Raw genomic sequence first — 11,598 nt, 5'->3', positions numbered from 1 at the left:
GCCCGGTTACATTCCGAACCCGGAAGCTAAGCCTCACAGCGCCGATGGTACTGCAGGGGGGACCCTGTGGGAGAGTAGGACGCCGCCGAACAATTCTTGGGAAAACCCCCGCACCTTCGGTGCGGGGGTTTTCTGCGTTTAGGGTGGTCGCATGAATCTTCTCGCCGGGAACAAGTACGTCGTCCGCGCCATACGGCCCGACGACTGGGAGCGGGTGAAGGAGCTGCGCCTCGACGCGCTGCGCGACCCCGTGGCACACCTCGCCTTTCTCGAGACCTACGAGAACGCCGCGGCCAAGCCGGACTCCTTCTGGCAGGACCGGGCCGTCACCTCCGGGGAGGGTTCCACCACCGCCCGGCAGTTCATCGCCGAGACGTCCGACGGGAGTTGGGCCGGCTCGGTCACCGTACTCGTCGAAGAGGCCGGGGCGACGGACTGGGCCGGGTATCCGGTCGAGCGGCGGCAGGGGCACGTCGTGGGGGTTTTCGTACGGCCCGAGCACCGGGGGAACGGGCTGATCGAGGCGTTGTTCGAAGCCGGACTCGCCTGGGCGTGGGAACAACGGGCCGAGCGGGTGCGGCTGTTCGTCCACGAGGACAACGCGCGAGCGCAGACGGCGTACCGGAAGATCGGCTTCGCGCCGAGCGGCCTGGTGGTGTCCTTCTCGAAGGACGAGGCCGAGACGGAGCTGGAGTTCGTGCTGGAGCGGTCCGTCTAGACCGGCAGCTCCTCGTGGGGCCAGCGGGCGCGGGCCTGTTCGCGGGAGCGGAGCAGGGCGAGCGCCGGCAGGCCCCGGTCGGCTCCGGTGGCGAGCAGGGCCGGCAGCTCCGGGATCGGGGCCACGGCCGCGATGTCGTCCAGGACCAGGGTGAGTGGTGGGTCGAGCCGACCGGAGGATGACCGTTCGGCCATGCGCCGGCCGCGCTCGACCACGCTGGAGACGAGGGCCGTCAGGAGCGGCATCGCACCCGGATTGCTCCTCGGGTCCTCGATGGATTCACCGACCACATAAAGCGTGCCCCCTTCTTGGATGAAGGAATCCAAGGCGAGGGCATCATTTCGGTTGGGAGTGCAGGCTTCGCGGATGTTGACCGTGGAGAGCGCCGCGAGGGCCCTGCCGGTCAGTTCCTGAGCGATGTCGCGGCGATCGGCGTGGGCGGTGAGGGCCGCCTCCAGCTCGCCGGCGGCGCCCGGGGCTGCCTTGGGGTGGGTGCGCAGAGTGCGGACCGCCTCCTGGACCTGGATGCCCTGGGACCAGCGGTGGACGTGGCGGACGGTGCGGTTCTCCAGCGCGGCGGCGTGCAGGTAGCTGCGCAGGAGGGTGGTCGCCGTGTCCGCCACGGCCTGGTCGATCTTCGCGGTGGGGCGTACGGGGGCGAGCAGGGCCGTCGCCCTGTGCAGCGCCGTTTGCTTGTCTTCGCAGCCGGTGGTGGGGGACCAGTGGAGGCGGGCCGGGGTGTCGCAGAGGTGCGTGGGGTCGTAGAGGAGGGTGGGGCCCAGTTTGGCCTTCGCGTCCTTCGTGTCCGACCAGAGGGCGGGGTTGGAGGTGACGACGAGGAGGGGACCGGCGGCGGTCTGGACGGCCTCGGTCGCGGTGGTGTGGCGGTACTCCCTGGGGGCGATGAGGATCTTCTCCCATCCGCCCGCCCGGCCACCGTCGGCCGGGAGCTCGCCCGGTTCCAGTGGCCCGGCCCCCCTGCGAGGCGCCGGTACCTCGTGCCGGGGGGCGACCGCGGGCGTGGCGTCCTCGGAGCCAGGCCCCGCGGGCCCGCCGACCCCGGCCACAGCCCCCACAGCCGGCCCAGCGGTGTCCGGCTCGACGACCCCCGGCCCAGCGGCCATCGGCCCAGCCGCCGCCGTTCCGGAGGGCCCCGGCCCGGCCCACACCGATGCGCCCCCCGCCGGACGGGCCGGCGCCGTCCCCCCGCGCTCGGCGGCGGCCCTGCGGGCCTTTCCGGCTCTCCACCGGGCCACCGTTCCCAGGGCGAACACCGTGAGGACGAAGAGGATCATCAGTTGGGCTATGAACAGGCCCCAGAACAGGCCCCAGCCGGAGAGCCGGGACGGCGGGGTGTCCGGCCAGGCGCCGGTGATGTCGTGGGGGCTGCCGATGAGGTGGCGCATGGCCAGGGGCGTGCGGGTGAACGTGACGCCGGTGGGCCAGGCGCCCTGCGTGAACCAGGCCGCCAGGCCGGTCGCCGTCCACACCAGCACCGTCATGCCGAGGAGGAACGCGAGCAGGCCGATCAGCAGGCCGTCGGGGATGCCGCCCTGGCCCTCACGGCGGCTGTCCCGGCGGTCCTCGTGGCGGTTGTCCGGTCTCACCCTGTGCTCCCCTTACATCCTTCCGCGCCCCGTCGCGTCCCCTTACGCCACCGTCGACTCGGAGTCGCCCACGTGCTGTTCCACGAAGGCCGCGGCCCGTTGCTCGGCCTCCAGTTCGGCCGCGCGCAGGGCGTCGTCGGCCGCGAGGTCGCTGGAGGACTCGGTCATCGCGCGGTCCGTGAAGACCAGCGGCCGTTCCGTCTCCGTGATCAGGTGCTTGACCACCTGGACGTTGCCGTTGACGTCCCAGACCGCGATGCCGGGCGTGAGCGTGGGGATGATCTCCACCGCCCAGCGCGGGAGACCGAGGACCCGGCCGGTGGCCCTCGCCTCGTCGGCCTTCTGGGCGTAGATCGTCCTGGTCGACGCCATCTTCAGGATGGCCGCCGCCTCCTTCGCCGCCGCTCCGTCGACGACGTCGGACAGGTGGTGGACCACCGCCACGAAGGACAGGCCGAGCCGGCGGCCGAACTTCAGCAGCCGCTGGAACAGCTGGGCCACGAACGGGCTGTTGATGATGTGCCAGGCCTCCTCGACCAGGAAGATGCGCTTCTTCCGGTCGGGGCGGATCCAGGTGTGCTCCAGCCACACGCCGACGATCGCCATGAGGATCGGCATGGCGATGGAGTTGCGGTCGATGTGGGAGAGGTCGAAGACGATCAGCGGGGCGTCCAGGTCGATGCCGACCGTCGTCGGCCCGTCGAACATGCCCCGCAGGTCACCGTCGACCAGCCGGTCCAGGACCAGGGCGACGTCCAGGCCCCACGCCCGTACGTCGTCTATGGCGACGTTCATCGCCTCCGCCGAATCCGGTTCGGGGTGCCGTAGCTGCTCCACGATGTCGGTCAGGACCGGCTGGCGGTCCACGATGGTCTCGTTGACGTACGAGTGGGCGACCTTCAGGGCGAAGCCGGAGCGCTCGTCCAGGCCGTGGCCCATCGCGACTTCGATGATCGTGCGCAGCAGAGCCAGCTGACCGGTGGTGGTGATCGCCGGGTCCAGCGGGTTCAGGCGGATGCCGTGATCCAGGGCGGCCGTCGGGTCCAGCCGGATCGGCGTTATCCCCAGCTCCTCGGCGATCAGGTTCCATTCGCCGACCCCGTCCTCGCCCTGGGCGTCCAGGACGACGACCTGGCGGTCCTTGAAGCGGAGCTGGCGCAGGACGTAGGTCTTCTCCAGGGCCGACTTGCCGTTGCCGGACTCGCCGAGGACGAGCCAGTGCGGGGCCGGCAGCTGCTGGCCGTAGAGCTGGAAGGGGTCGTAGATGTAGCCCTTACCGGAGTACACCTCGCGGCCGATGATGACGCCTGAGTCGCCGAGGCCGGGCGCGGCCGTGGGCAGGTAGACGGCCTGGGCCTGGCCCGTGGAGGTGCGCACCGGCAGCCGGGTCGTCTCGACCTTCCCGAAGAGGAAGGAGGTGAAGGCCTCGGTGAGGACGGACAGCGGGTCCCGCATCGGCGAATCAGCCCCTACCTTCGGATGCCGGTGGCGAACGGAAGTGTGTTCACGAAGGCGCGGTGGTGCTCTCGGTCGCACCACTCCAGCTTGAGGTACGACTTGCCGGCGGAGGCCCTTATCGTCCGCTTGTCGCGGGCGAGTGCCTCCGGGGAACGGGAGGAGACGGTGATGTAGCCGACCAGGTTGACGCCGGCGGCGCCGCTGGCGAGATCCTCGCCGCGCTGGTCGAGGCGGTTGTGCGCGGCGATGTCGCGCGGGTCGACGGTCCGGTTCATCTTGGCGGCGCGGGACGCCTCGGCCTCGTCGTTGGTCTTCTCGGTGAGCATGCGCTCGATGGCGATCTCGGTGGGTTCGAGGTCCATGGTGACGGCGACCGTGCGGATGACGTCCGGGGTGTGGACGAGGAGCGGCGCGAGGAAGTTCACGCCGACGGGGGTCATCGGCCATTCCTTCACCCAGGCGGTGGCGTGGCACCAGGGTGCGCGGGTGCTGGACTCGCGGGTCTTGGCCTGGAGGTAGGTGGGCTCCGTGGCGTCCAGCTCGGCCGGCCAGGCGTTGCGCTGGGTCATCGCCTGGATGTGGTCGATGGGGTGGTCGGGGTCGTACATGGAGTGGACGAGGGAGGCCAGCCGCCCCTGACCGAGCGGCTGCCGTACCCGGATGTCGGCCTCCTGGAGCCGCGAGCAGATGTCGGTGAGCTCGCGGGCCATGACGACGGCGAGCCCCGCGTCGCGGTCGACCTTGCCGCCGCGGGCGCGGACGGCGCGGGCCATGGCGTGTGCCTCGGCGGCCAGTTCGCGGGTGTAGTGCATGCAGGCGACGAGGTAGGCGCGGTGCTGCTCGCTGCTGGTGGACACCATGGACTGGAGCTGGTCGTAGGACTGCTGGAGCCAGCCGGGGGCGCGGGGGTCGCCGCGTTGGCCGACGTCCTTGGCGTGCGCGTCCGGGTCGGCGGGCAGGGTCCGGGCGAGCATCTGCAGGCGCGTGACGAAGCCGTCCCCGTTGGCGACGTGCTTGAGCAGGGTGCCGAAGCGGTCGACCAGGGCCTCCTGGTCCTCGGAGTCGCGCAGGCCGACGCCGGGGCCCTCGATCTCGATGGCGGCGGTGACGGTCTTGCGGTCGGCGTGCAGCAGTACGGCGATCTCGTCCGGCCCGAAGGGTGCGGCGAGCCAGGTGATGCGGCCGATGCCCGGGGGCGGGCCGATCTCGATCTCGCGTCCGTCGAGCCGGGTCCCGGCCTCCATGGCGGTGGAGCGGTAGACGGCGCCGCGCTTGACGGTGCGCTTGTAGCTGCGGTTGATCTCGAACCACTTGTAGAACGTGCGGCGCTTGTACGGCACGTAGACCGCGGCGAGCGCGAGCAGCGGGAAGCCGGTCAGCAGCACGATCCGCAGGGGCAGGACCGGGACGAGGAGGCCGCACATCATGCCGAGGAACGCGCCGGCGATGATCAGGGCGATCTCGCCGGACTCGCGGTTCCGGCCGACGATCGCGTTCGGCCGGGCGCGGCCGATGAGGTACGTACGGCGGGGCGTGACCGGATGGGACAGGTGGGACTCGGTCGTCAACGCCCTTCACCTCCCGAGCGGTTGTTGCGGGTGTTGCTGGCGTGCGGAGTGTTGACCGGGCTGGACGCGCGGGGCGCGGGTGTGGCGGAGGGGACGGCTCCGCCGCCGTTGGGGGTACGGCTGCTGTGGGCGGCGACGCCTCCGGTGGCGGGGTTGGCCGGGCGGGGGGTGCTGCCGGACTGGCCGCCGGAGGTGTCGGCGCGGGTGCTGTGGGTCTTGATGCCCTGGGCGACGAGGGTGGCCGGGGAGCTGATGACGGCGGCGGCCTTGCTCTCGGCGCCCTGCATGATGCGGTTGCTGCGGGAGCCGGCGAGTTCGTCGCCGAAGCCGGGGACGAAGCGGTAGATCATCGCGCTGGCGAAGATGGCCAGCAGGATGATGGCGAGGCCGGAGACGACGGCGGAGAACGCGTCGGGGCCGCTGTCGCCGGAGAGGGCGCCGGCCAGGCCGAGGACGATCACGATGACCGGCTTGACGAGGATGACGGCGATCATGATGCCGGCCCAGCGGCGGACGTGGCCCCACAGGTTCTTGTCGACCAGGCCGGCGTAGACGACGGTGCCGAGGAGGGCGCCGACGTAGAGCAGGGCGGCGCGGATGACGAGTTCCAGCCAGAGGACGCCGGCGGCGAGGATGCTGACCAGGGACACGACGATCAGCATGATGGGGCCGCCGCCGATGTCGTTGCCCTTCTTCAGGGCGCCGGAGAAGGTGCCGAAGAAGGTGTCGGCCTGGTCGCCGGTGGCCTTCGCGAGGACGTCCGTGACGCCGTCCGTCGCCGATACGACGGTGTACAGGATGAGGGGGGTGAAGGCGGAGGCCAGCACGGTGAGCCAGAGGAAGCCGACGGCTTCCGAGATGGCGGTGGTGAGGGGGACGCCGCGGACGGCCCGCTTGGCGACGGCGAGGAGCCAGAGGAGGAGCGTGAGGATCGTGGAGGCGGCGAAGACGACGGCGTACTGCTTCAGGAACGCCTGATTGGTGAAGTCGACGTTGGCGGTTTCCTTCACGGCGCCACTGAGCTTCCCGATGGTCCAGGCCGCCGCGTCGGCACAGCCCTTGGCCAGGGAGGCGAGGGGGTCGAGGGTGTCGGTGAGGGGGTTGCCGGGGGTGCCGCCGGAGGATCCGCCGGATGAGCCGCTGTCCTTTTCGCAGAATTGCTTGGCGGCGCCGCGGATCAGGTCGCAGGTGTCGCTGCTCTCGGTGGGGGATGGGGTGGGCTCGGCGAAGGCACGGGTCGCCAGCAGCATCGTGGCCGCCTGGGCGGCTCCGACGACAGTCGTGATCCTGAGGACGCGGTGGTTAGCGCGCATACGTGAACCCTCCGTACTCCTCGACGGCCTTCGTCATGTCGTCGGCGGTTGAGGCCGTCTGGTCACGGCCCACCGGGACTGGACCGTCCTTCTGCTGGAAGTCGGTGATCTTCCAGTCACCGTCGGCCCACTTCATCTTGTACGTCGTGGTGTACCAACTCTCGGTCACCGGATTCTTGGAGGCTTCACCGGAGAGGCCGAACAGCGACGTGTACCAGACCTCGACCGTCGTGGCGTCCGCCCCCGACGAAGTGACCTTCGTGCCGACGGGGATGACCCGGGAGACGAACGTCTGGCCCTTCGGAGCCGTGCCGTCCTTGGCCAATCCGATGTTGGCGAGGAACCTCTCGTTCGAGTAGGCGCTGTCCATGGCCGACTGCTTGGCCGTGGCCACCTCCGGGGTGTAGACGGTGTCCACGATCCGGTGCCGCCAGGCAGTGTCGAACATTTCGGCGGATCCCAGGGCCACGGCGTAATTCGCCGCCGCGCTCTGTGCTCCCTGTTCGGTGTGCGGGAACCCGGACGGGATGTCGCCGGTCTTCGTCTCCACCGGTTTGGTCCCGCTTGCCGCGGTCGACGCCGCTCGCGGCTGATCGTTCTTCGCTGTCGCCCCGTCACCCGGTGAATCGTCCCCCCGGTTCGCGAAGGCGATGGCGGCGATGAGGAGGACCACTACGCCTACCACCGTGATCAGGCTGCGGGAGGAGGAGCGGTGGGGGCGGCGGGGGGCGCCGCCGTAGGGGTCGGGGTCGGGGAGGCGGGTGCGGGTGTGGCCCGTCTCGGGGTAGTCGTAGCCCTGTTCGTCTCCGGGACTCATGCCGTGTGCGCTCCCTCACCCTCGTAGGCATACGACGGTAGCCGTGCTGGTTCCCGCGGGGGCGCGGTGTGGTGACTCGACATCAGGGAGACGCAACCTCAGCCGGTGGGCACGACGGGTGGGTGGGGTGGAGGGGGCGGGGTCAGACCGCCATGCCGTACACGATCGTGAACAGCGTGCCGAGGGATCCGATGATGAACACCCCGGTGAGACCGGCGATGATGAGGCCCTTGCCCTGTTCGGCGCTGAAGGTGTCCCGCAGGGCCGTGGCGCCGATGCGCTGCTTCGCCGCGCCCCACACCGCGATGCCGAGGCAGAGGAGGATGGCCACGGCCATGACCACCTCGATCATCACCTTGGCCTCGTTGCCCAGGCTGCCGAAGGGGCCCCAGTCCGGAGCGATCCCGCCGATGATGGTGTTGATGTCTCCCTTGTCGGCCGCAAAGAGCATGTAAGTCACCGCCCCTGGTGGGTAGTTCCGTGAGTGCCCCTGCGGTTGTGCAGAGGTCAGGCCTCATTGTCGCCGACAACGCCGCCAACGTATGTCGACTTGACGTCATTGACTGGCGGGTTTCGTATGAATGGCCCGTACGGTCACTCTGTGTATCATGGCTGGTCACGCTGGGCAACGAAGTCGGAGTGGTCCCGGCCGGGTGACGCGTCGCGTCGATGTTCTCACGGAGGACCGGGAAACGGGCCAAGGCCGGGATGGGGGTGACGACGTTCGGGTCGCCGGTGACGGGGAATCGGGGGTTTCACAGGAAAATCTCAGCCAAGCAGGAACGGGATTCTCACCTTCGTCGGACAGAGTGGGGCCTGATGAAGCGCACCTCACGCATCTCGGTCACCTCACGGCCCGCGTTGCTCGGAGCTGTGGTGCTGCTGACCGTGACGACGTCCTCCGTGGCCGCGGCGGACGACGGGCGGGGCCCCCTGGGGGTCACCGCCGACACCGTCGCGACCCGGCACAGCGCGCGAGTGGGCGCGCTGTTCGACGCCGACCGGGCGGACAGGCTCGCCGGCGGCCACTTCTGCACCGCCTCGGTGGTGCACAGCGCGCAGGGCGATCTGATCGTCACCGCGGCGCACTGCGTGGCCGGCGCCGACGGCGATCTGGTGTTCGTGCCGGGCTACCGGGACGGGCGGGCCCCGCACGGGGTGTGGAGGGTGACCCGGCGGTTCCTGCCGGACGGGTGGGCCAAGGGGCAGGACGAGGACAGCGACGTCGCCTTCGCCGCCGTCGCCGCGCGGGACGGCGAGCGGCTGGAGGACGTGGTCGGCGCCAACCGGTTCACGACCGGGGCGGCCACCGGTGCCACCGCGGTCACCGTCACCGGCTACCCCGACTCCCGTGAGGTGCCCATCAGCTGCACCAACAGGCCGGTTCCGCACAGCAGCACCCAGCAGCGCATCGACTGCCCCGACTTCACGAGCGGCACCAGCGGCAGCCCCTGGGTGAACGGTGACGGGCAGGTCGTCGGCGTGCTCGGCGGCCATGAACAGGGCGGTTCCACGCCGGACACGTCGTACAGCGTGGTCCTGGGCGGCGAGGCGGGGGAGCTGTACCGGGACGCCACGGCCGGGAGCTGAGCGCGACCGCCGGGACGGCTGAGAGGGCGTCACCTGTACGCCATCACCTGTGAAATGACGCCACTTCGCGCATGAATGGCCTTGAACCGCGCCCGCATGGGGGAAAGTTAAACCGTGCGGAAGGTATGGGTGTTCGGTGGGGCGGCCGTCGGGCTCGGCATGGGCTTCGTCATGCTGCTCGTCGTCGGGGTGTATCTCGTGGCCGGGAACCTGGTGGGCGGGGTGACGTCGGGGAGCCGGGGGCTGGCCAAGGGGGCCGTTCCGGCCGCCTACAAGACGCTGGTGCAGAAGTGGGGCAACCTGTGCCCGGCGCTCAGTCCCGCGCTGCTCGCCGCGCAGCTCTACCAGGAGAGCGGCTGGAACCCGACCGTCGTCAGCCCGGCCGACGCGCGCGGGATCGCGCAGTTCATCCCGAGCACCTGGGCGACGCACGGGATCGACGGCGACGGGGACGGCAAGCGGGACATCTGGGATCCGGACGACGCGATCCCGTCGGCCGCCTCCTACGACTGCGAGCTGGCGAAGTACGTGAAGGACGTGCCGGGGAACGTCTCCGACAACATGCTCGCCGCCTACAACGCGGGCGCCTACCGCGTCATCCGGGCGGGCGGGGTTCCGGCCATCAGCGAGACGCAGAACTACGTCCAGCGGATCCGCAGCCTGGAGAAGAGTTTCGCCGCGCCGGTCACCCGGATCGACCCCACCCGGCAGGCCGCCGGCGCCATCGCCTTCGCGCAGAGCAGGCTCGGCACGCCGTACCTGTGGGGCGGCAACGGCACCCCCGACCAGGGCGGGCGCTTCGACTGCTCGGGGCTGACCAAGGCCGCGTACGAGAAGTTCGGGATCACCCTGCCGCGCGTGGCCAACGACCAGTACAACGCCGGGCCGCACCCCTCGCGGGACCAGTTGCTCCCGGGCGACCTGGTGTTCTTCTCCGACGACCTCACCGACTCCCGGGCGATCCGGCACGTCGGCATCTACGTCGGCGGCGGATACATGATCGACGCCCCGCGCACGGGCGCGGTGATCCGGTTCGACCCCATCGACACACCCGACTACTTCGGTGCCACCCGGGTCACCGAAGATGGCGCGAAAGCACTCCCCACGAAGGTGTGAACCGAGCGTGAACCCATGCCCTGAGCTGGGGCGACGAGTCTCTCTTCGATAACGTCTGCGTGATCATTCAGTGGAGAGTGGAACGTATAGGCGGTGGGCATGCGTTCCTGTTGACGTAGCCGAGCGGACGTCAGTGCGGCAGTGCAGCGGAAGCGGATCTACGAACCACGGGGAGCTGGTGCGACGCACACGAGGTGCGTCCGGGAAGACGACGAAGGGGCCGCAGCACGATGGCTGTACTCGCCGAATCCGGATCGAACCCCGACGTCGAGCTGCTCTACGACATCAACGGCCTGGCCAAGGACGCGCCGCACTGGTTCGACCGGGTCATGGAGTTCGTCGGTGAGTACGGCCTGCTGCTCGCCATGGTGCTGCTGGTCCTGTGGTGCTGGTGGTCCGTGCGGCGCCGGGGCGGCGAGGAGGCCGCGCCCTCGGTGGCCGCGCTGGTGTGGGCGCCGCTCGCGGCCGGTCTCGCGGTGCTGGTGAACGTGCCGATACGGGGTTTCGTGGAGCGGCCCCGTCCCTTCGTGGACCACCAGGGCCTGGACGTCCTCGTCTCCGGCAAGACCGACTTCTCCTTCGTCAGCGACCACGCGACGATCACGATGGCGCTCGGCGTGGGGCTCTTCGTCGCCCACCGCCGCTTCGGCCTCGCCGGCATCGGCCTCGCCCTGCTGGAGGGCTTCTGCCGGGTCTACATGGGCGTGCACTACCCGACCGACGTCGTCGGCGGCTTCGCCCTCGGTACGGCGGTCGTCCTGCTGCTGTCCCCGCTCGCCACGGCGCTGCTCACTCCGCTGATGCGGGCCGTGGAGCGCTCGCCGCGCGCGGGCTGGCTCGTGCGGCGGCGCTCCGCGGGGACGGGCGGCCCCGGCAACGCCCTCCTGCCCGGCGCCCGCAAGCCCCTGGACACGGAGGAACGAGACCTCGCGGCCTAGCCGCAGGTACGCGGTGCCTCAGCGGTGCGGGCGCCCGGCGTCTGGGGGTGGGGCGGTCCGGGGTGCCCGGCGCCTGGCCCGCGGGGGTGAGGTGGCCCGGGGAGGTGCGCGGTGCCTCAGCGGCGCGGGCGGGGTGGTCCGGTGGTGCCCGGGGGCCTACCCGCAAGGGTGGGGGTGGCCCAGGGATGTGCCTGACTCCTGGCCGCGGGGGCGCGGGGTGCCCGATATCCAGCCGCCGGGGCGGGCGGTGGCTGGGGCGGGGTGCGAGGCATCGCGTGCCGTGGCGTGCCCGCCGGACCGCCGCTCGTCGCGTTCGTCACATCGCCGTTCCGGGTACGCCATCCCGTCCCCGGCCGGCGGTAGGCGGGGCGCCGGTCTCGGCCGCTACAGGCTCTGTGCGGGTGGGTACGCCCTGTCCGTCCCGGGCTGGCGGTAGGCGGGGCGCCGGTCCCGGCCGCTGCAGGTCCCGCGCG

At 70.8% G+C, this 11,598-nt stretch carries 10 protein-coding genes and 1 rRNA gene; 5 read left to right on the top strand and 6 right to left on the bottom strand.

Features of this window, described 5'->3' with window-relative positions:
* Both rrf and AB0947_RS36870 read left to right on the top strand, forming a co-directional pair.
* A 5S ribosomal RNA gene (gene rrf, locus AB0947_RS36875) occupies positions 1 to 91 on the top strand; the annotation flags it as partial.
* Between the two features lie 60 nt (positions 92 to 151).
* A complete protein-coding gene (locus tag AB0947_RS36870; RefSeq protein WP_366754743.1) occupies positions 152 to 718 on the top strand; it encodes a GNAT family N-acetyltransferase in 567 nt (188 codons plus the stop codon).
* Here AB0947_RS36870 and AB0947_RS36865 read toward each other — a convergent pair.
* The 6 genes from AB0947_RS36865 to AB0947_RS36840 all read right to left on the bottom strand — a co-directional run bounded on the left by AB0947_RS36865 (position 715) and on the right by AB0947_RS36840 (position 7,932).
* On the bottom strand, positions 715 to 2,325 hold the full coding sequence (locus tag AB0947_RS36865) for a type IV secretory system conjugative DNA transfer family protein (RefSeq protein ID WP_366754742.1): 1,611 nt from the start codon (positions 2,323 to 2,325) through the stop codon (positions 715 to 717). The genes AB0947_RS36870 and AB0947_RS36865 overlap by 4 nt on opposite strands.
* A 42-nt stretch (positions 2,326 to 2,367) precedes the next feature.
* Positions 2,368 to 3,780 (bottom strand): ATP-binding protein, encoded by a 1,413-nt coding sequence (locus AB0947_RS36860; protein ID WP_366754741.1) that lies wholly within the window; start codon positions 3,778 to 3,780, stop codon positions 2,368 to 2,370.
* Positions 3,781 to 3,794: 14 nt separating this feature from the next.
* Positions 3,795 to 5,351, bottom strand: coding sequence for an SCO6880 family protein (locus tag AB0947_RS36855; RefSeq protein WP_366754740.1), 1,557 nt, complete (start codon positions 5,349 to 5,351; stop codon positions 3,795 to 3,797).
* Positions 5,348 to 6,664, bottom strand: coding sequence for a hypothetical protein (locus tag AB0947_RS36850; RefSeq protein ID WP_366754739.1), 1,317 nt, complete (start codon positions 6,662 to 6,664; stop codon positions 5,348 to 5,350). The genes AB0947_RS36855 and AB0947_RS36850 overlap by 4 nt, the downstream gene beginning before the upstream one ends.
* Positions 6,654 to 7,481: a hypothetical protein gene (locus tag AB0947_RS36845; protein WP_366754738.1), complete on the bottom strand. Its 828-nt coding sequence runs from the start codon at positions 7,479 to 7,481 to the stop codon at positions 6,654 to 6,656. The genes AB0947_RS36850 and AB0947_RS36845 overlap by 11 nt, the downstream gene beginning before the upstream one ends.
* A gap of 142 nt (positions 7,482 to 7,623) precedes the next feature.
* Positions 7,624 to 7,932, bottom strand: coding sequence for a hypothetical protein (locus AB0947_RS36840; RefSeq protein ID WP_014673544.1), 309 nt, complete (start codon positions 7,930 to 7,932; stop codon positions 7,624 to 7,626).
* 368 nt (positions 7,933 to 8,300) lie between these two features.
* Here AB0947_RS36840 and AB0947_RS36835 point away from each other — a divergent pair, with 368 nt between their 5' ends.
* From AB0947_RS36835 to AB0947_RS36825, 3 genes are all read left to right on the top strand, one after another.
* Positions 8,301 to 9,071, top strand: coding sequence for a trypsin-like peptidase domain-containing protein (locus AB0947_RS36835; RefSeq protein ID WP_366754737.1), 771 nt, complete (start codon positions 8,301 to 8,303; stop codon positions 9,069 to 9,071).
* A gap of 114 nt (positions 9,072 to 9,185) precedes the next feature.
* Positions 9,186 to 10,187 carry an NlpC/P60 family protein gene (locus AB0947_RS36830; protein ID WP_366754736.1) on the top strand — a complete coding sequence of 334 codons (1,002 nt, stop codon included), beginning with the start codon at positions 9,186 to 9,188 and terminating at the stop codon, positions 10,185 to 10,187.
* A 230-nt stretch (positions 10,188 to 10,417) separates the two neighbouring features.
* Positions 10,418 to 11,125, top strand: coding sequence for a phosphatase PAP2 family protein (locus tag AB0947_RS36825; RefSeq protein WP_366754735.1), 708 nt, complete (start codon positions 10,418 to 10,420; stop codon positions 11,123 to 11,125).
* Positions 11,126 to 11,598 lie beyond the last annotated feature (473 nt).

The organism is Streptomyces sp. NPDC047841 (assembly GCF_040704085.1).
In the GTDB taxonomy this organism is placed as follows: domain Bacteria; phylum Actinomycetota; class Actinomycetes; order Streptomycetales; family Streptomycetaceae; genus Streptomyces; species Streptomyces argyrophylli.
This window is presented reverse-complemented; position numbering and strand designations above follow the sequence as displayed.